14 protein-coding genes are annotated in these 17,886 nt (G+C 71.9%); 7 read left to right on the forward strand and 7 right to left on the reverse strand.

Features of this window, described 5'->3' with window-relative positions:
• Positions 1 to 861: dihydroxy-acid dehydratase (locus EV292_RS16750; RefSeq protein ID WP_207913456.1), on the forward strand; the 861-nt coding region annotated here is incomplete at its 5' end.
• A gap of 587 nt (positions 862 to 1,448) precedes the next feature.
• On the opposite strand, the gene EV292_RS16755 is transcribed toward EV292_RS16750, so the two are convergent.
• The 6 genes from EV292_RS16755 to EV292_RS16780 all read right to left on the reverse strand — a co-directional run bounded on the left by EV292_RS16755 (position 1,449) and on the right by EV292_RS16780 (position 10,225).
• Positions 1,449 to 3,029, reverse strand: coding sequence for an aldehyde dehydrogenase (NADP(+)) (locus EV292_RS16755; protein WP_132910402.1), 1,581 nt, complete (start codon positions 3,027 to 3,029; stop codon positions 1,449 to 1,451).
• A 422-nt stretch (positions 3,030 to 3,451) separates the two neighbouring features.
• On the reverse strand, positions 3,452 to 4,762 hold the full coding sequence (gene xylA / locus EV292_RS16760; RefSeq protein WP_132910403.1) for a xylose isomerase: 1,311 nt from the start codon (positions 4,760 to 4,762) through the stop codon (positions 3,452 to 3,454).
• 36 nt (positions 4,763 to 4,798) lie between these two features.
• Complete coding sequence (gene xylB / locus EV292_RS16765; RefSeq protein WP_132910404.1) at positions 4,799 to 6,247, reverse strand: xylulokinase; 1,449 nt, start codon at positions 6,245 to 6,247, stop codon at positions 4,799 to 4,801.
• A gap of 184 nt (positions 6,248 to 6,431) precedes the next feature.
• On the reverse strand, positions 6,432 to 7,592 hold the full coding sequence (locus tag EV292_RS16770) for a glycoside hydrolase family 43 protein (protein WP_132910405.1): 1,161 nt from the start codon (positions 7,590 to 7,592) through the stop codon (positions 6,432 to 6,434).
• Positions 7,593 to 7,772: 180 nt separating this feature from the next.
• Positions 7,773 to 9,140 carry an FAD/NAD(P)-binding protein gene (locus tag EV292_RS16775; RefSeq protein WP_132910406.1) on the reverse strand — a complete coding sequence of 456 codons (1,368 nt, stop codon included), beginning with the start codon at positions 9,138 to 9,140 and terminating at the stop codon, positions 7,773 to 7,775.
• Complete coding sequence (locus tag EV292_RS16780; RefSeq protein WP_207913457.1) at positions 9,137 to 10,225, reverse strand: Gfo/Idh/MocA family oxidoreductase; 1,089 nt, start codon at positions 10,223 to 10,225, stop codon at positions 9,137 to 9,139. Before EV292_RS16780 ends, EV292_RS16775 begins: the two co-directional genes overlap by 4 nt.
• 30 nt (positions 10,226 to 10,255) lie before the next feature.
• Here EV292_RS16780 and EV292_RS16785 point away from each other — a divergent pair, with 30 nt between their 5' ends.
• From EV292_RS16785 to EV292_RS16805, 5 genes are all read left to right on the forward strand, one after another.
• On the forward strand, positions 10,256 to 11,152 hold the full coding sequence (locus EV292_RS16785) for an aldo/keto reductase (RefSeq protein ID WP_132910407.1): 897 nt from the start codon (positions 10,256 to 10,258) through the stop codon (positions 11,150 to 11,152).
• Positions 11,149 to 12,213: an LLM class flavin-dependent oxidoreductase gene (locus EV292_RS16790; protein ID WP_132910408.1), complete on the forward strand. Its 1,065-nt coding sequence runs from the start codon at positions 11,149 to 11,151 to the stop codon at positions 12,211 to 12,213. The genes EV292_RS16785 and EV292_RS16790 overlap by 4 nt, the downstream gene beginning before the upstream one ends.
• Before the next feature lie 373 nt (positions 12,214 to 12,586).
• Positions 12,587 to 13,831, forward strand: a complete 1,245-nt coding sequence (locus tag EV292_RS16795) for an MFS transporter (protein ID WP_165927160.1) — start codon at positions 12,587 to 12,589, stop codon at positions 13,829 to 13,831.
• A 101-nt stretch (positions 13,832 to 13,932) separates the two neighbouring features.
• Positions 13,933 to 14,352, forward strand: coding sequence for a thioesterase family protein (locus tag EV292_RS16800; protein ID WP_132910410.1), 420 nt, complete (start codon positions 13,933 to 13,935; stop codon positions 14,350 to 14,352).
• A gap of 52 nt (positions 14,353 to 14,404) precedes the next feature.
• Entirely contained in the window at positions 14,405 to 15,403 is a 999-nt protein-coding gene (locus tag EV292_RS16805) for a sugar kinase (protein ID WP_132910411.1), read from the forward strand.
• A gap of 162 nt (positions 15,404 to 15,565) precedes the next feature.
• On the opposite strand, the gene EV292_RS16810 is transcribed toward EV292_RS16805, so the two are convergent.
• Positions 15,566 to 16,315: a hypothetical protein gene (locus EV292_RS16810; RefSeq protein WP_207913458.1), complete on the reverse strand. Its 750-nt coding sequence runs from the start codon at positions 16,313 to 16,315 to the stop codon at positions 15,566 to 15,568.
• Between the two features lie 160 nt (positions 16,316 to 16,475).
• On the opposite strand from EV292_RS16810, the gene radA reads away from it, so the two are divergent.
• Complete coding sequence (gene radA / locus EV292_RS16815; RefSeq protein WP_132910412.1) at positions 16,476 to 17,852, forward strand: DNA repair protein RadA; 1,377 nt, start codon at positions 16,476 to 16,478, stop codon at positions 17,850 to 17,852.
• Positions 17,853 to 17,886: the final 34 nt, after the last annotated feature.

The raw sequence follows: 17,886 nt of genomic DNA on the forward strand, positions 1-17,886 counted from the left end.
CTGCAGCCCGCGGGCGAGTATCTCGGCGAGGATTATTACCGCGCCGGCGGCGTGCCCGCGGTGGTGGGCCAGCTGATCGGGCAGGGGCTGATCGCGGAGGGCGCGCTGACGGTCAACGGCCGCACCATGGGCGAGAACTGCCGCGGCGCCAGAATCGAGGACGAGGCGGTGATCCGCCCGTACGACCGCCCGCTCAAGGAGGCGGCGGGGTTCCTGGTGCTGACCGGCAACCTGTTCGACGCGGCGGTGATGAAGACCAGCGTGATCTCGCCCGAGTTCCGCGACCGCTACTTGAGCAACCCCGCGGATCCCAACGCCTTCGAGGGCCCCGCGGTGGTGTTCGACGGGCCGGAGGACTATCACGCGCGGATCGACGATCCCGCCACCGGGATCACGCCCGAGACCTTGCTGTTCATGCGCGGCGCCGGGCCGGTCGGCTATCCGGGCGCGGCCGAGGTGGTGAACATGCGCCCGCCGGCGTATCTGATCACCGAGGGCGTGCATGCCTTGCCGTGCATCGGCGACGGGCGCCAGTCGGGGACGAGCGGGTCGCCGTCGATCCTCAACGCCTCGCCCGAGGCGGCGGCGATGGGGGCGCTGGCCTTGCTGCGCACCGGCGACCGCGTGCGCGTCGACCTCAACCGCGCGCGCGTCGACGTGCTGGTGGAGGACGAGGAACTGGCCGAGCGCCGCCGCGCGCTGGAGGCGGCGGGGGGCTATGCGTACCCGGCCTCGCAGACGCCGTGGCAGGAGATCCAGCGCGCGGTGGTGGGCCAGATGAACACCGGCGCGATCCTGGAGGGCGCGGAGAAATACCAGCGCATCGCGCAGACCATGGGCTTGCCGCGCGACAACCACTGACGGGGGAGCGCGTGGCGGCGCTTGGCCGCCAGCGCCGTGCGTGGCGGGGTGGCACCACCATCCACCACTGGCGTCATCCTGAGCTTGTCTCAGGATCCACTGTCCCGCAGGCGCCGCGGCGGTTGGGTGGGCGGCACGGTGGATCCTGAGACGAGCTCAGGATGACGCCAGGAGGTGAGGGCGCCGTGCCGACTTACGGGATGGCACACTGACGGGATGGCGCACTGACGTGACGGGATGGCGCTCGGGGGCGAGCGCGCGGGGCAGGTGCGCTCACCGCTCGCCCTCTCTGCGCCTCCGCGCCTCTGCGCGAACAAATTTCTCACGCGAAGCCGCGAGGACGCGAAGCAGTGAGACGCGGCACGATCACCGCCTGAGCAACGCCTTCGCGTCTTCGCGTCTTCGCGTGAGATGATCTCGCGCAGAGACGCGGAGGCGCGGAGAGGGCGCGCGTGGGGCGAGCGGCGTGGTCGCCAGTGACGAGGTGAGAGCGCCTGCGGCGCGGGCCTTCTCCGCGCCGATGCCCCACCAACGGAAAGGGCGGCCTCGCAAGGCCGCCCTCCCGTCTTTCCACCCCGACGCGCGGCCTACCGCGGCGAGGCCTCGCGCTTGCCGTCGAGCCGCCGCGCCACGCCCCAGGGATTGGCGTCCGCCAGCGCCTCGGGCAGCAGCGACGCGGGCAGGTTCTGCAAGCTCACCGGGCGCAGGAAGCGGTAGATCGCCGCGGTCCCCACCGAGGTGGTGCGCCCGTCGCTCGTCGCCGGGAAGGGGCCGCCATGCACCATCGCGTGGCTCACCTCGACCCCGGTCGGCCAGCCGTTGACCAGGATGCGGCCGACGCGATCGGCGAGCACCGGGATCAGCGTCTTGGCCTCGGCCTCGTCCTCGGCGTCGAGGTGAAGCGTCGCGGTGAGCTGGCCCTCGAGGCTAGCGATCACCTGACGCACCTCGTCCATGTCGCGGCACGCCACCACGATCGAGGACGAGCCGAACACCTCATGCCCGAGCGCGCGGTCGGCGAGGAAGCTCGCCGCCTCGGCGCGGAACAGCGCGCCGACCGCCTGATTGACGCCCTCGCCGACCTTGCCGCGCGCCACCGTCGTCACCGCGCTGTGCCGCGCCAGCGCCTCGACGCCCTGCTCGAAGCTGGCGTGGATGCCCGGCGACAGCATGGTCGCTGGCGCGCTCTCGGTCAGCGCGCGACCTGCCGCGGCGACGAAGGCGTCGAGCGCCTCGCCGGCGATCGCGAGCACCAGGCCGGGATTGGTGCAGAACTGCCCCGCGCCCATCGTCAGCGACTGGACATAGGCCGGCGCCAGCGCCTCGCCGCGCGCCTCCAGCGCGTGCGGCATGAGGACGACCGGGTTGATGCTCGACATCTCGGCGTAGACCGGGATCGGCTCGGCACGGCTCGCCGCGATCTTCACCAGCGCGAGCCCGCCCCCGCGCGAGCCGGTGAAGCCGACCGCCTTGATGCGGCGATCGGCCACCAGTGCCTCGCCGAGACGATTGGTTTCGCCCGGCAGATAGGAGAAGACACCTGCGGGCAGCCCCGCCTTGTCGACCGCGGCGCGGATCGCGCGCGCGACCAGCTCGCCCGTGCCCGGATGCGCCGGATGGCCCTTGACCACCACCGGGCAGCCGGCGGCGAGTGCCGAGGCGGTGTCGCCGCCCGCGACCGAGAAAGCGAGCGGGAAGTTGGACGCGCCGAACACCGCCACCGGGCCGAGCGCGACGTTCATGCGGCGCAGGTCGGGGCGGGGGAGCGGCTGGCGGTCGGGCAACGCGGGGTCGATCGTGGCGTCGAGCCAGTCGCCCTGGCGCACCACCTGCGCGAACAGCTTGAGCTGGCCGACGGTGCGACCGCGCTCGCCCTCGAGCCGCGCGCGCGGTAGGCCGCTCTCCTGCTGTGCGCGCTCGATCAGCTGGTCGCCGAGCGCGACGATCTCGTCGGCGATCGCCTCGAGGAAGGCGGCGCGATCCTCGGGCGCGGTCGCGGCATAGGCCGGGAAGGCCGCGGCGGCGAGCTCGCACGCGTCGGCAACCGCGTCGGGGCCGGCGGAGGAGAAGGTCGGGGTGAGAGGCGCGCCCTTGGCCGGGTCGACCGCGGTGAACCGCGCCTCGGCCTGGCGCAGCTCGGCACCGATCAGCATCGCTCCGTCGATCATGGATATCCTCGGCTCTGGGGAATTAGTCGGACATATTTAGGCCCGAGGGGGAGGGGGCGCAACCCTGGGGTGGGTTCGCCGTCACTCTCGTAGGCCTTGTTCCCCGGCGAAAGCCGGGGTCCAGGTGGGGGACGCTGCTTGGTCCCGCCACCGCTTTCCTAACTGGGCCCCGGCTTGCGCGGGACCTTCACAGATCACCCCCGTCATCCCGGACTTGTTCCGGGATCCACCGTGCCGTGCACTCACCGCGACTTGCTCTGGCGGTGGGGTGGATCCCGGAACAAGTCCGGGATGACGGGAGATGCGGAACGTTCCGCCACGTTCGCGAAGGTCCCGCCTTCGCGGGAGGACGGCTTATTGGGTCAGCAGGGTCATTCCATCACGATGGTAGAGGGGCGGAGCAGCGCGTCCGCCCCCCTCCCTCAGATGAAGCGGTTGAGCAGATTCTCGATCCGCTCCTGCTGGCCCGAGCGCGGGCGCGGGTCGACGTTCTCGCGCTCGGCGAGGTCGGCGATCCCGGCGAGGTCGAGCGTCGACACCTGCTGGCCGAACGTGCCGTCCCAGCCGGCGTAGCGGTCGCGCTTGATCGAATCGAGCCGGCCGTCCTCGATCAGCTTCGCCGCGTTGAGCAGCCCGCGCGCCACCGTGTCGATGCCGCCGACATGGCCGTAGAACAGGTCGGCCGCGTCGACCGATTGGCGGCGCACCTTGGCGTCGAAGTTGAACCCGCCGGTGGTGAAGCCGCCCGCGCGGACGATCTCGAGCATCGCCAGCGTCAGTTCCTCGACCGAATTGGGGAATTGGTCGGTGTCCCAGCCGTTCTGCGGGTCGCCGCGATTGGCGTCGATCGAGCCGAAGATGCCCAGCGCCGCGGCGGTGGCGATCTCATGCTCGAAGGTGTGGCCTGCGAGCGTGGCGTGGTTCGCCTCGATGTTGACCTTGACCTCGTTCTCGAGCCCGTAGCGCTTGAGGAAGCCGTACACCGTGGCGGTGTCGAAGTCGTACTGGTGCTTGGTCGGCTCGTGCGGCTTCGGCTCGATCAGGATCGTGCCCTGGAAGCCGATCTTGTGCTTGTGCTCGACGACGAGGCTGAGGAAGCGGCCGAGGTTGTCGAGCTCGCGCTTGAGATCGGTGTTGTGCAGCGACTCATATCCCTCGCGACCGCCCCACAGCACGTAATTCTGGCCGCCGAGCCGATGCGTCGCCTCGAGCGCGTCGCGCACCTGCACCGCGCCGAACGCGAACACCTCGGGATCGGGGTTGCTCGCGCCGCCCGCGGCGAAGCGCGGGTGGCTGAACAGGTTGGCGGTGCCCCACAGCAGCTTGCGACCGGACGCGGCCTGCAGCTTCTCGAGATGGTCGACCGCCTCGGCGAAGAAGCGGCGATGCTCGGCGACGCCGTGCGCGTCGGCCATCACGTCGACGTCGTGGAAGCAGTAATAGGGCACGTCGAGCTTGCTGAAGAAGTCGAACGCCACCTCACGCTTCTGCGCCGCGGCGGCGCTGTCGTTCGCGCCGGCGTGCCAGGGGCGATTGAAGGTGCCGCCGCCGAACACGTCCGAGCCGGGCCAGCAGAAGGTGTGCCAGAAGCAGGCGGCGAAGCGGAGGTGGTCCTCCATCCGCTTGCCGAGCACGACCCGGTCCTTGTCGTAGAAGCGATAGGCGAGCTCGTTGTCGCTGTCGGGGCCCTCGTACTTGATCTGAGGGATGTCGGCGAAGAAGTCGGTGGCCATGCAGGCGCTCCTTGGCGTGGTGGTTCGTGGGTAAAATCAGGCCGCGTGCGGCGCGATGCGGGGGTACGCGTCGCGGAAGGCGGCGCGCTTGGGGGCGAGCCGATCGACCAGCGCGGGGTCGGGCGCGACGACGTGGCTGACCGGCGGGGCGACACAGACCTCGGCGGGCGTGCCGCCATCGACCGCGAGCTGCGCCAGCCGTGCCGCGCCCATCGCCGGGCCGACCTCGCCGCCCTTGAGATAGGCGAGCTCGACCTCGAGCGCGGCGGCGAGCGTCTCGCCCCAGTAGCGCGAGCGCGCGCCGCCGCCGATCACCGACAGCCGCTCGACCGCGGTGCCCGACTCGCGCAGCACGCGCACGCCGTCCGCGAGTGCGAAGGCGACGCCCTCGAGCACCGCCTGGGCGAGCCGCTCGGGCGTGGTGTCATGGTCGAGCCGCAGGAAGCCGCCGCGCACCTGCGCGTCATTGTGCGGCGTACGCTCGCCCGAGAGGTAGGGGAGGAACAGCTCGGGGCCGTTGCCAACGCCCGCCGACTCGGCGCGCGCGAACAGCTCGGCCGCGCCCGCCGCGCCGATCAGCCGCGCCGCCCAGTCGACGCAGACCGCGGCGGAGAGATGCACCGCCATCTGATGCCACAGGCCCGGCAGGCAGTGGCAGAAGGCGTGGACCGCGGCGGCCGGGTTGGCGCGCAGCTCGGCGGTGGCGACGAAGATCACGCCCGAGGTGCCGAGCGACAGCAGGGCGTCGCCGTCCTTGACCACGCCGACCCCCGCCGCGCCGGCGGCATTGTCGCCGCCGCCGCCCGCGACCGGCACCTGCTCCATGCCCCAGCGCTCGGCGATGTCGGCACGCAGCGTGCCCGCGACGTCGCTGCCCTCGACCGCGCGCGGCATCTGCTCGCGGCGAAGACCGGTCGCGGCGAGCAGGTCGTCGCTCCAGTCGCGCTTCGCGACGTCGAGCCACAAGGTGCCGGCGGCATCGGACACGTCGCTCGCCTTCTCGCCGGTCATGCGCAGCCGGACATGGTCCTTCGGCAGCAGCACGGTGCGAATCGCGGCGAACACCTCGGGCTCGTGGTGCGCGACCCAGAGGAGCTTGGGCGCGGTGAAGCCGGGCATGGCGAGGTTCGCGGCGACCCGGTGCAGCTCGGGCGCCTTCGCCTCCAGCTCGGCGCACTCCGCGAACGAGCGGCCGTCGTTCCACAGGATCGCGGGACGCAGCGGGCGGTCGTCGGCGCCGAGCAGGGTCGCGCCGTGCATCTGGCCGGCGAGCCCGATGCCGCGCACCGAGCGGCGCACCTCGGCGGGCAGCGCGCGTACCGCCGCCTCGGTCGCCTGCCACCACGCTTCCGGGTCCTGCTCGGACCAGAGCGGGTGCGGTCGCTGCACGGTGAGCGCGGCGGTGCCCTGCGCGACGATCGCGCCCGCGGGGTCGATGACCACCGCCTTCACGCCCGAGGTGCCGATGTCGATGCCGAGGAACATGGTCAGGATCTCGTCTGGAGGAGCGTGGCGTGATGTCGGGGGTAGGCGGGCACACACTCCCCCACCGTCATCCCGGACGTGTTCCGGGATCCACCGTGCCGCACCTCCCACGATCGTGGTGCCTGCGGACGGGTGGATCCCGGAACGAGTCCGGGATGACGGCAGGGGAGCGTCGGGTCGTCGATCACTTCACGAACGGATCGATCGTCGGGATCGTGCCGTCCGGGTTGAACTTCAGCTCGGTCATCTTGACGTTGCGGAGGTGGTTCTTCCCCGACAGTTGCGTGTCGGCGTAGAACAGCCACCACTTGCCCTTCCACTCGACGATCGAATGGTGCGTGGTCCAGCCCTGCACCGGCTTGAGGATGTGGCCCTTGTAGGTGAACGGGCCGTATGGCGTCTTGCCGATCGCGTAGTTGAGGAAGTGCGTGTCGCCGGTCGAGTAGGTGTAATAATATTGCCCGCCGCGCTTGAAGACCCAGGACGCCTCGAAGAAGCGCTTCTCATGGTCGCCGCCGAGTACGGGCTTGCCCTTTTCGTCGAGGATCACCGCGTCGCGCGGGGTCTCGGCGAAGCTCTTCATGTCGGCGTTGAGCTTGGCGACCTTGCCCGAGAGCGCGGGCTGGTCGTCCTGCTTCAGATCGGTGTCGCTGCCGTTGGGATCGTATTTGCCGTCCTTCCAGCGCTGGAGCTGGCCGCCCCAGATGCCGCCGAAATACATGTACGAGGTGCCATCGGCGTCGGTGAACACCGCCGGGTCCATCGAGTAGCTGCCCTTGATCGCCTCGGGCTCGGCCTTGAAGGGGCCCATCGGGTTGTTTGAGGTGGCGACGCCGATGCGGAAGGCGCCCAGCCCGTTGCGGTCCTTGGTGCGGTCGCGCGCGGGGAAGTAGAGGTAATAGGTACCGTTCTTGAAGGCCGCGTCGGGCGCCCACATCTGCTGCGACGCCCAGGGCACGTCCTTCACGTCGAGCGCGACCGGGCCGACCGTCACCTTGCCGCCGGGCTCGTCCAGCCGCAGCACGCGATAGTCGCGCATCGCATATTGATTGCCGAGATCGTCGTTCTTGGTGTCGGTCGGGATGTCGTGGCTGGGATAGACGTAGAGCTTGCCGTCGCCCCAGACGTGCGCCGAGGGATCGGCGGTGTAGATGTCGCGGACGAGGGGTTGCGAGGCATAGCCGCGCCCGTCGGGGGCGCGTTCCTGATCCCAGCCGGCGGTCTCGGTGGTCGCATTGTTGCCGGCCGTCGTCGACGTGCTCTCCTGCGACGAGCACGCGATCAGCGGCAGCGACGCGACCGCGGCGAGCAGGAGGCGGCGGACGGTGGGTCGGGGGTGGCGCATTCGGGCGTACTCCTCTCGGTTCGCAGCGGATCTTCGCCCGCCTCTCGACTTTGAGTTAGCGCTACCATCACGATGGTGCAACTGCTTTGATGAGGTCGGACGGGAGACCGATGTCGGACGGTCGACACCCGTCATGTCGACGCGGTCGACGATCCCACCGGCATTGGGCGGGAGCGGGCGTTACAATCCCTCGCCGCCGACCCATTGCGCGTTGGCGAGGCGGCGCGCGAGCGTCCAGTTCTGCTGACGGATATCGGGGACGGCCACCACTTCCCACAGCTCGCCGCGCGTCATCGGGCCGATGCAATAGAGCCGGTCGCTGACCGCGCCATCCGCCGCCACCACGCGCGATTGGCGATCGACGTCGAGGCCGATCCGCAGCGCGTCGGGGCGGATCATCCCGGCGGCGAGCAGCTGGCGGACCAGCGGTTCGCGCGAGCGCAGCAGGTCGCCCTGCGGCCCGGTGCAATTGACGATCCGCGCCGCGCGCGTCGTCGTCACCGCCTCGCCGCCGCGGGCGCGCCAGTGCAGTAGCGCGTCGGTGCCGTCCGCCTCCGCCCCGACCAGCTTGCCCGCGGCGAAGCGCAGCCGCCCCGCCTCGACCAACGCGTCGATCCGCCCCGCCACCGCGGGCGCGAGCCGGTGGCGGTGCACGTCCCAATAAGGCCGCAGGTGGCGGAGGAAGCGCGCGCGCGTCGTCGCGTCGGCGCTGCCCCACATCATCTGGGTCACCGGCCGCAGCTCGTCGACCGCGGCGCGCCAGCCGATCGCCTCGGCACGATCACGCACCGCGCGCACCAGCGCCGAGAGCGTCGCCGCGGGACGCTCGCTGAGCCCGGGCCGCGGCGCGCCGTCGGCATGGCGGCGCGGCACCAGCCCGCGTCGCGACAGCGCGAAAATACGTCCACGGAACCCCGCCGAGTCGAGCAGCAGCGCGGCGTCGATCGCGGTCAGGCCGGTGCCGACCAGCACCACCTCGTCGGCGTCGCTCAGCCCCTCGGCGATGTCGCCGGCCCAGGGGTCGGCGCGGTAGCAGCCCGTCGGCAGCGTCGTCGGGTCGAGGCCGGGCGGGCTGTGCGGCGGCAGGTTGCCGAGCGCGAGCACCGCCACATCGGCCGCGATGCTACCGCCCTCGGCCAGCGTCAGCGCGAAGCCGCGCGAATCGCACTCGAGCGCGCAGACCTCGCCCGTCACCAGCGTCAGCCGCTCCGGGTTGGCCGCGGCGGCCTCCTCGAGCATCGCGCGGAGATAGCGGCCGTAGATCTTGCGCGGCACGAAGGTGGTGCGATCGCCCAGCCCCTCGCGCTCGAGCCAGCGGACGAAATGGTCGGGATCGTCGGGCAGCGCGCTCATGTTGCCGGCGCGGACGTTGAGCAGATGCTCGTCGTGCGCCGCGCTATAGGCGACGCCGCGCGCGACTTGCCCGGGGCGGCGCTCGATCAGCGTGGCGCGCGGGCCGTCGTGGCGGACGAGGTTGATCGCGAGCAAGGTGCCCGAGAAGCCGCCGCCGACGATCGCGACATGATCGCCGGGCTGAACCAGCGTCACAGCCCCAGCTCCCTCATCTCGACGACGCGATGCTCGCGCGCGCTGATCTCGGCGGCGACCCCGATCGCGACCGCGCGCAGCCCGTCCTCCGCGCTCACCTGCACCGGCGCCTCGCCGCGCACCGCGGCGGCGAAGGCGAGATGCTGGTAATAGGTCGCGCCCTCGTGGCTGCCCGCGGCGTGCGCGACCGGGTCGATCGCCACGGTCGTTCGCTCCACGCGCTTGGCGTTGCCGAAGCCGGTGCGCGGCGAGAACACCAGCTCGCCGGGCGGGATCAGCACGTCGAGCCGCGCGGCGTCGCCGGTGGCGCTCATCTCCTCCTGGTGCTCGGCGCCGTCGGCGAACATGCAGAGGTCCAGCATCGCGCGGACGCCGTTGCTGAAATCGACCGTGGTGAAGCTGTTGTCGATGATGTCGGGGCGCTCACCGCCGTAAAGCTCGTCGAGGTGGTTGACGTCCATCGCGCCCGAGCAGTGGACGCGCACCGGCTCGGCGCCGGTGATGACGCGCATCAGGTCGAAGAAGTGGCAGCATTTCTCCACCATCGTGCCGCCGGTGTTGCGCGCGAAGCGGTTCCAGTCGCCGACCTTCTCGAGGAAGGGGAAGCGATGCTCGCGGATCGACAGCATGCGCAGCGCGCCGACGCGCCCGGCATGGACCTGTTGGATGAAGGCGGCGGCGGGCGGCATGAAGCGATATTCCATGCCGGTCCAGAACGGCGCCGCGCGCGCCGCCGCCCGCTCGACGATCCAGCGCGCGTCGTCGAGCGTGGTGGCGAGCGGCTTCTCGCACAGGATCGCGGCGTTGGTGGCGAACAGCGGCTCCAGCACGGCGCGGTGGGTGTGGTTGGGCGAGGCGATCACGATCGCGTCGACCTGCGCGTCGCGCGCCAGCGCCTCGGCCGAGTCATAGGCGGTCGCGCCCGCCGCGACCTCGCCGAGCGCGTCGCGCGCCCAGCCGAGCGAGGTCGGCACCGGGTCGGCGAGCGCGACGACGCGCGCGCCGGGCACCAAAACGATGTTGCGGAGGTGTTCGACCCCCATCATGCCCGTGCCGACCAATCCGTACCTGATCTCGGCTACCATCACGTCCAACCCTGTGCCATGCCGCCGCGGATGACGACGCTGCGCCTATCCAACCAACCGCGCCCGCTCGGCAAGAGCGGGCTGACCGTCTCACCGCTCGCCTGGGGCATGTGGCGCCTCGCCGGCGACGATATCGCGCCGGTACGCGCGCTGATCGACGCCGCGCTCGAGGCCGGGATCACCTTGTTCGACACCGCCGACATCTACGGTGCCGACGTGCCGGCAGGCTTCGGCTCGGCCGAAGAGCTGTTCGGCCGCGCGCTCGCCGAGGAGCGCGCGCTGCGTGACCGCATGGTGATCGCGACCAAGGGCGGCATCCGGCCCGGCATCCCCTACAATTCGGGCGCCGACTATCTCGCCGGAGCGCTCGACGACTCGCTGCGCCGGCTCGGCGTCGACGTGATCGACCTCTACCAGGTCCACCGCCGCGACTTCCTCACCCACCCGCAGGAGGTCGCCGCCGCGCTGACCCGCATGGTGGAGACGGGTAAGGTGCGCGCGCTCGGCGTCTCCAACCATTCGGTGCACGAACTGGAGGCGCTCCAGTCCTTCCTCGCCCAGCCGCTGGCGAGCACGCAGCCCGAGTTCTCGCCGCTTCGCGCTGCGCCGCTGTTCGACGGCGTGCTCGACCAGGCGATGCGGCTCGACCTCGCGGTGCTCGCCTGGTCGCCGCTCGGCGGCGGTCGGCTGGCCGACCCGTCGCACCCGGCGGCGCGGCTGCTCGCCGAACACGGGGCCGAGTTCGGCGTCGACGCGGCGACCGCGGCGCTGTCCTGGGTGATGGCGCATCCCGCGCGCGTGATCCCGATCATCGGCTCGCAGAACCCCGCACGCGTGCGCGCCGCCGCGGACGCCTGCAAGGTCGAGTGGACCCGCGCGCGCTGGTACGCCGTGCTCGAGGCCGGCACGGGGGAGAAGCTGCCATGACGCGCGCGCCCTGCGAGGTGAGCTGGTTCTCGGCCTTGTGCGACGACGATTACGAGTTCCTCGGCGTTCCCGACGAGCGGCTGCGCTCGTCGTGGGAGCATTGTCGCGACATCGCGCTCCAGGCGGAGAGCGGCGGGTTCGACAATATCCTGCTGCCCTCGGGCTACACGCTCGGGATCGACACCACCGCCTTCGCCGCGGGCATCGCGCCGCTGCTGCGCCGTCTGTGGCTGCTGATGGCGGTGCGCGTCGGCGAGAGCTGGCCGCCGCAGCTCGCGCGCCAGATCGCGACGATCGACCGGATGCTCGGCGGGCGGCTGACCGTCAACATCATCTCGAGCGACCTGCCCGGCGAGACGCTGGAGAGCGCGCCGCGCTACCGCCGCACCGTCGAGGCGATGCAGATCCTGCGCACGCTGCTCGACGGCAAGTCGCTCGATCACCGGGGCGAGTTCTGGCAGCTCAAGCTCGACCCGCCCGGCATCACCACCACGCTGGGGCGCTGTCCCCTGCTTTATTTCGGCGGCCTGTCCGAGGCCGCGCGCGACGCCGCGGCGGCACAGGCGGACGTCTATCTGATGTGGCCCGACACGATCGAGGGCGTGCGCGGCATCGTCGCCGACCTGCGCGCGCGCGCCGCGGCGAAGGGGCGGACGCTGCGCTTCGGCTATCGTGTCCATGTCGTGGTGCGCGAGAGCGAGGCGGCGGCGCGCGACGCCGCGGACCGGCTGCTGTCGCGGCTCGACGACGCCACCGGTGCCGCGATCCGCGCGCGCTCGCTCGATTCGCAGTCCGCAGGGGTGCGCCGCCAGGCCGAGCTGCGCGAGGGCAGCGACGACGGCTATGCCGAGGCCAATCTGTGGACCGGGATCGGGCGCGCGCGCTCGGGTTGCGGCGCGGCGATCGTCGGCGACCCCGACCAGGTGCTCGCCAAGCTGGAGGCCTATCGCGCCGAGGGGATCGACGCCTTCATCCTCTCGGGCTACCCGCACGCCGCCGAGGCCGATTTGTTCGCGCGCCACGTGCTGCCGCGGCTCGACCACGCGCCGCTGGCGCGGTGAGCGAGGTGAGGCGGGGCGCGTGCGAGGTGACTTCGGCGAGCCGGGCCGCACCCCTCGGCGCTCACCGCCCCCTTCGTCATCCCGGACTTGTTCCGGGATCCACCGTGGCGCGCATCCAACGATCGTGGAGAGCGTCGACGGGTAGGCCCCGGAACAAGCCCGGGGTGACGGAAGGTATGGGTGCCTGCGTCGTGTCGCAGCACCTCGCCGTACTTGTCCCGCGTTCGGCAAGCCAACTCTTCTCCCGTCATGCCGGGCCTGACCCGGCATCCATCCCGCCGCGCACGCAACCGGCATGGCGCGCACGGCACCATGGACCCCGGCGCAGGGCCGGGGTGACGAGGAGGGCGGTGATCCTACCGGCCCTAGCCAAGTGACCCGTACCCTCGCCGATCTCGGCTCCGCCCGGCGTTCGCTGCTCTTCGCCCTCGTCATCACCGCGGGCGTGCTCAACCTCGTCGATCGCCAGATCATCGCGGTGCTCAAGCCGCAGATCGCCGCCGACCTCAACTGGAGCGACGACGATTACGGCACGCTCGCCGCCTGGTTCCAGGCGGGGGCGGCGGGGGGCTTCCTCGTCACCGGCTGGATCGCGGACAAGCTCGGGGTGAAATGGGCCAACCCGGTCGGCGTCGCGGCGTGGAGCGTCGCCGCGCTGCTGCACGGCTGGGCGCGCACCACAATCGAGTTCGTGCTGGTCCGCGTCACGCTCGGCGCCACCGAGGCGATGGGCACGCCCACCGCGACCAAGACCGTCGCCGCGGTGCTGCCCGCCAACTGGCGCTCGACCGGTTTCGGCGTCAGCAACGCGGCGAGCAGCCTCGGCGCGATCCTCGCGCCGCTCGCCATCCCCGCGGCGGCGCTGCTGCTCGGCTGGCGCGGCACCTTCGCCGCGGCCGGCGTGATCGGGCTCGGCTGGGCGCTGGTGTGGCTCGCTGCGACGCGCGGGCTGCGGCTCGACGCGCCCGCTGCCGCGACCGGAGCGAGCGCGCCGGTCGATTATGGCCCGATCCTGCGCGAGCGGCGTACCTGGGCGGTCGCAGGGGCCAAGCTGCTGTCCGACGCGACCTGGTGGCTGCTGCTGTTCTGGCTGCCCGATTTCTTCCACCGCCGCTTCGGGCTGAGCGGAGTCGAACTCGGCGTGCCGCTGGCGCTGGCCTATGGCGGCGCCGCGCTCGGCTCGCTGCTCGGCGGCGGCGTGGCGACCCGGCTGCTCGCGTCCGGCCATCGCGCCTGGACGGTGCGCCGCGGCGTGTTGCTGGCGGCGGCGTTGTGCGTGCTGCCCGTGCCGCTCGCGCTGGCGACCGCGCGCTTTCCCGCCGCGGTGGCGCTGATGGCGCTCGCACTGGCGGGGCATCAGGCCTTCTCCACCAACCTGTTCGCGCTCATCGCGGACATCGTGCCGCAGCAGAAGGTCGGGCGGGTCACCGCCTTCGGCTCGTTCAGCGGCAATGTCGGCGGCGTGGTGATCTCCAAGGTGGCGGGCGTGGTGCTCGCGGCGGGGCTCGGCTACCTGCCGCTGCTGCTGTTCGCCGCGGTGTCGTACCTGCTCGCGCTCGGCTGGATCGTGCTGCTGCTGCGACCCGGCGCCGCGGGGCCGGCGCGCGCGGCGCCTTGATCGGCGGGCCGGGTCAGCTGTCCTGCCGACGCACGCGCCGCCGCATTGTGCCGGTCGACACAATCACCTAATCTGCGCGCTCGCCACCGAAAGCCCGATTCATGACTGCCTCCGCGCACGCGCACGCTTATCCGGTCCAGGTCGCGGACGAGGACATCGATTTCATGGGCCACGTCAACAACGCGGTCTATCTGAAATGGGTGCAGGCCGCGGTGCTCGATTATTGGGAGCGCGTCGCGCCGCCCGAGGCGGTGGCGCAGCATCTCTGGGTCGCGCTCAAGCACGAGATCACCTATCGCCGGCCGACCTTCCTCGAGGACGGCATCGTCGCCGAGGTGATCGCGGAGAAGGCGCAGGGTGCGCGCACCTTCTTCAGCACCTTGTTCAAGCGCGGCGAGGAGATTGTCGCCGAGGTCAGCAGCGTGTGGTGCTGTCTCGACGCCGCGACGCAGCGCCCCGCGCGGCTCGGCAAGGACGTGATCGCACGCTTCGTCGCGGAGCCGGGTGCCGCGCGCGGTTGACGTCGCCGCCCCCAGCCGCGACACACGGCGGCGACACGGGGAGGGGAGATTGATGGGCAAGCTGCTGGCGTTCGGCGAGGTCATGCTGCGCTTGTCGCCGCCGGGGCGCGAATTGCTGCTCCAATCGGCGCGCCTCGACGTCTGGGTCGCGGGCGCCGAGGCCAATGTCGTCACGCAGCTCGCTTGTCTCGGCCATGACGTCGCCTTCGCCAGCCGGGTGCCCGACAATGACCTCGGCCGCGCCGCGCTGCGCACGCTGCGCGGCCATGGCGTCGACGTCGCGCGCGTGGCGCTCGGGGGCGAGCGGATCGGGCTGTATTTCGCCACCACCGGCGCGGGGCTGCGCGCGACCGAGGTGGTGTACGACCGCGCGCATTCCGCCTTCGCCGAGGCGCCGGCGGACTCCTGGGACTGGGACGCGCTGCTCGACGGGGTGGACCGGCTCCACCTGTCCGGCATCACCCCGGCACTCGGGCCGGTGCCGGCGCGCAGCGCGATCGCCGCCGCCGAGGCCGCCACGGCGCGCGGCGTCGCGGTGTCGTTCGACGGCAACTGGCGCGGCAAGCTGTGGGCGCGCTGGGACGGTGACCCGCGCGCGATCCTCGGTCAGATCGTGCGCCATGCCGACCTGATGTTCGGCAACCATCGCGACGTGGCGCTGCTGCTCGGGCGCGACGATCTGGCGGGCGACGCACGTCGCGCCGCCGAGGCGGCGTTCGACGCTTTTCCGACGCTGCGGATGATCGCGTCGACCGCGCGCCACGTCGAGCATGTCGACCTCAACCGGCTCTCCGCGCGGATCGACACGCGCGCGGGCGCGGCGGAGAGCGAGGAGGTGGTGCTGGCCGGCATCGTCGACCGTATCGGTGGCGGCGACGCCTTTGCCGCGGGCGTCCTCCACGCCCTGCGCCGGGGTGAGGATGCCGCGGCGGCGGCGCGGAGCGGGCTGGCGCTGGCCGCGCTGAAACATTCGCTGCCCGGCGACGCGGGGCTGTTCCGCCAGAGCGATCTGGATGCCTTTCTCGGCGGCGAACTGGACGTGCGCCGCTAGAGGCGTCTCACGCCGCCGCGGCGACACGCCCGACCACCGGCGCGCCCAACGAGAACGCCGCCCGCATCCTTCGATACGGGCGGCGTTCGATTTCAGACGATCCTGGCGCGCCGGTCGGGACAGACGTCCGAGCGGCGCGCGTGGATCGCGACCCAGAGCGGATCAGCGCGGCTTGCGCTTGCTCTTGGTCGTCGTGGTGGTCGCGCCCGGCGCAGTGGTCGACGCGTCCGCGGTGGTGCCGGGGGTCGCGGTGGTGGTGTCCGCGGTGGTCGCGCCCGCCGCGGCGGTGCCGGCGGTCGCGTCGGTCGTGGTGGCGCCCGCCGCTGCCGCGCCCGCCGTACCGGCACCGGCCGCGCTGCTGCCGGCCGCACTGCCGCCGCCCGCCGCCGTCATCGCCGACTTGAGCTGCGCCGCGGTCATGCCGAGCATCACGCCCTGCGGCCCCGGGCCGAAGCCCGTCGCCGGCAGCACCGCGTCACCATCCGTGGTGGTCAGCGTCACGCCGCTGGCGTCGACCGACTTGATCGTGCCGAGCTGCGTACCGCCGCTGCCGTAGACGGTCGCGCCGGGGACCAGCTTGGACTTGAAGTCGGCCGAGGCCTGCGCCTGCTGCTGCCCGGCCGCGGCCTCGAGCTGCGCCTTGGTCATCGCCAGCACCGGGCCTTGCGCGCCCTTGCCGAGCGAGGTCAGCGGGATCGCGGCCTTGACCGTGCCGGTGTTGACCACCGCATTGGTGCCGTCGGTGCTCTCGACGGTGCCGACGACCCCGCCCGAGGTGTCATAGACGGTGGCGCCGGTGGCGACCGTGGCCGCACCCGTGGCAGGCGCCTGGGCCGGTGCTGCCGCCTGCGCCAGCGCGGCCCCGGGAAGGGCGGCGGCGGAAGCGAGAGCGAAAACGGCGAAGTGCTTCACGAGAAACTCCTATGGTCGTTTACGAAAAAATGACGAAGTTGAAACGATCGCGTCTCAAACAGGGTTCCCGGTGATGCCCGACTCGCCCTGCACGTGCGGTGAACCGCTCGTTCATCGAACAGTCGTTCCCTTCCTGTTCCGTTCGCGCTAAGGCGGCCGCATGGCCAAAGCGCATAAGCGATACGTCTGTCAGGCGTGCGGATCGGTGTCTCACCGCTGGCAGGGGCAGTGCGCCGACTGCTCCGAGTGGAACACGTTGGTGGAGGAAGCGCCGGTCGCTGCCACGCCGTTTCAGGCCAAGCACAATCTCCAGGGGGGCGGGCGCACGATCGCGCTGGTCGGGCTGGACGCCGAGGTGGCGCTGCCCCCGCGCACGCCGTTCGGCATCGCCGAGCTCGACCGCGCGTTGGGCGGCGGGCTGGTGGCGGGCTCGGCGACGCTGATCGGCGGCGACCCCGGGATCGGCAAGTCGACGCTGCTGCTCCAGGCCGCGGCGGCGCTGGCGCGGCGCGGGCATGAGGTGGCCTATGTCTCGGGCGAGGAGGCCGCCGATCAGGTGCGGCTGCGCGCGCGCCGGCTCGGGCTGGGCGACGCGCCGGTGAAGCTCGCCGCCGCCACCTCGACGCGCGACATCCTGACGACGCTGTCGCAGGACCGCCCGCCCGCGCTGCTGGTGATCGACTCGATCCAGACGATGCACTCCGACTTGATCGAGGGTGCGCCGGGTACCGTGAGCCAGGTCCGCGCCAGCGCGCAGGAGCTGATCCGCTTCGCCAAGGAACGCGGCACCGCGGTGGTGCTGGTCGGCCATGTCACCAAGGATGGCACGATCGCGGGGCCGCGCGTGCTCGAGCATATGGTCGACACGGTGCTGAGCTTCGAGGGCGAGCGCAGCCACCAGTATCGCATCCTGCGCAGCCTCAAGAACCGCTTCGGCGGCACCGACGAGATCGGCGTCTTCGCCATGGCGGGCGACGGGCTGGCGGAGGTGTCCAACCCCTCGGCGCTGTTCCTCACCCAGCGCGACGAGGGCGTCACCGGCGCCACGGTCTTCCCCGCGCTGGAGGGGACGCGACCGGTGCTGGTCGAGATCCAGGCGCTGGTGGTGCGGCTCGCCAGCGGGGCGACGCCGCGGCGCGCGGTGGTCGGCTGGGACTCGGGGCGGCTGGCGATGATCCTGGCGGTGCTGGAGGCGCGCTGCGGGCTCAGCTTCTCGACCTGCGAGGTGTATCTCAACGTGGCGGGGGGCTATCGCGTGCAGGACCCGGCGGCCGACCTCGCGGTCGCGGCGGCGCTGGTCTCGGCGCTGAGCGAGCGGCCGGTGCCCGCCGACGCGGTGGCGTTCGGCGAGATCGCGCTGTCGGGCGAGCTGCGCCCGGTGGCGCACGCGCCGCTGCGGCTCAAGGAAGCGGCCAAGCTCGGCTTCGAGCGCGCGCTGCTGCCGGAGAGCGCCGCGGCGGCGGAGCGTGAGGTGATGCGGCGGTCGAGCTTCCGGACGCTCGGGCAGTTCGTCGACCACCTGCTCGGGAGGGGGTGAGGGGCGTCTCCGTCTCTGATCCTCCCCGTGCCGG

The organism is Sphingomonas sp. BK235, from assembly GCF_004345855.1.
GTDB lineage: Bacteria > Pseudomonadota > Alphaproteobacteria > Sphingomonadales > Sphingomonadaceae > Sphingomonas.

Excerpts from the sequence above, each read along its gene's own strand:
- EV292_RS16755 (WP_132910402.1), bottom strand. The coding sequence starts at position 3,029 with ATGATCGACGGAGCGATGCTGATCGGTGCCGAGCTGCGCCAGGCCGAG.
- xylA (WP_132910403.1), bottom strand. The coding sequence starts at position 4,762 with ATGGCCACCGACTTCTTCGCCGACATCCCTCAGATCAAGTACGAGGGC.
- xylB (WP_132910404.1), bottom strand. The coding sequence starts at position 6,247 with ATGTTCCTCGGCATCGACATCGGCACCTCGGGCGTGAAGGCGGTGGTC.
- EV292_RS16770 (WP_132910405.1), bottom strand. The coding sequence starts at position 7,592 with ATGCGCCACCCCCGACCCACCGTCCGCCGCCTCCTGCTCGCCGCGGTC.
- EV292_RS16780 (WP_207913457.1), bottom strand. The coding sequence starts at position 10,225 with ATGGTAGCCGAGATCAGGTACGGATTGGTCGGCACGGGCATGATGGGG.
- EV292_RS16785 (WP_132910407.1), top strand. The coding sequence starts at position 10,256 with ATGACGACGCTGCGCCTATCCAACCAACCGCGCCCGCTCGGCAAGAGC.
- EV292_RS16790 (WP_132910408.1), top strand. The coding sequence starts at position 11,149 with ATGACGCGCGCGCCCTGCGAGGTGAGCTGGTTCTCGGCCTTGTGCGAC.
- EV292_RS16800 (WP_132910410.1), top strand. The coding sequence starts at position 13,933 with ATGACTGCCTCCGCGCACGCGCACGCTTATCCGGTCCAGGTCGCGGAC.
- EV292_RS16805 (WP_132910411.1), top strand. The coding sequence starts at position 14,405 with ATGGGCAAGCTGCTGGCGTTCGGCGAGGTCATGCTGCGCTTGTCGCCG.
- radA (WP_132910412.1), top strand. The coding sequence starts at position 16,476 with ATGGCCAAAGCGCATAAGCGATACGTCTGTCAGGCGTGCGGATCGGTG.